The organism is Paenibacillus ottowii, from assembly GCF_006874425.1.
Lineage (GTDB): Bacteria > Bacillota > Bacilli > Paenibacillales > Paenibacillaceae > Paenibacillus > Paenibacillus ottowii.
Genome location: NZ_VIJZ01000042.1, coordinates 1 through 1,113, shown reverse-complemented (window position 1 = coordinate 1,113; position 1,113 = coordinate 1). Strand labels below are relative to the sequence as shown.

Sequence of the window (1,113 nt, the reverse complement as noted above, 5' to 3'; positions counted from 1 at the left end):
TATTGGTAGTGGAGGGGCCGCTGGAGGCAGACCGACTGGAGGAGGCGTTCCGTCAGTTAGTAGCCCGTCATGAAACGCTGCGGACTTCCTTTGAAATGGTGGACGGCGAGGTTGTGCAGCGGGTTTACGATCAGGTGGAGTTTGCCGTAGAACGTCTGCAGGCCCATGAGTCTGAAGCCGAAGCGTATATCGAGTCCTTTGTACGCAGCTTCGATCTTCAGCAGGCACCGCTGCTGCGTGTCCGTCTCGTTCAAACCGGGCCCGAGCGTCACCTCCTGATGTACGACATGCACCATATTATTTCAGACGGTGTATCGTCTAACAATATCGTGCAGGAGCTGGGACAACTGTACGAGGGACAGGCTCTAGAGCCGTTGTCAATTCAGTACAAGGACTATGCGGTGTGGCAGCAGCAGGAAATGCAGCGGGAGTCCTACCAGCGCCGGGAACAGTTCTGGCTGGAGCATTTAGCCGGGGAATTGCCGGTCCTGGATCTGCCGATTGCTTATCCTAGACCTGCTGTGCGTAGCTTTGAGGGAGCGATGTATGAATTTACAGTGGACCCGAATGTATCTGGGCAACTGCGCCGGATAGCGGCACAAACTGGAAGCACATTGTACATGGTGCTACTGGGCGCCTACACCGTCCTGCTGTCCAAATACAGCGGTCAGGACGATATGATCATCGGTACGCCGGTAGCCGGCCGCTTGTTGCCTGAACTGGAGCCACTGATCGGCATGTTCGTCAATACGCTAGCTATCCGGCATCAGCCGCAGGGCAACCAAACGTTCCACAACTACTTGCTGGAAGTCCGAGATCGTACGCTGCAAGCCTTCGAGCATCAGGATTATCCGCTTGAAGAGCTGGTGGAAAAGCTGGATGTAGCACGGGATGCAAGCCGTAACCCGTTGTTTGACACCATGTTTGTACTGGAAAATATGGAGTCACAGGAAGCGGAGCTTGAAACGCTAACCTTCAGCCCATATGTTCAGGAACACAGAACCTCCAAATTCGATTTGACCTTGTCCATGAGTGATGAAGACGGGCAGATCAAGGGTTCCTTTGAATATTGCACGAAGCTGTTTGGCGCCGATGCGATTGAACGATTAACCG

The 1,113-nt window shown here is 53.8% G+C and carries 1 protein-coding gene; it reads left to right on the top strand.

What is annotated here, in order from left to right; translation table 11 throughout:
* The coding region (locus FKV70_RS25820; RefSeq protein WP_244310859.1) for a condensation domain-containing protein at positions 1-1,113 on the top strand (1,113 nt) is incomplete at both ends.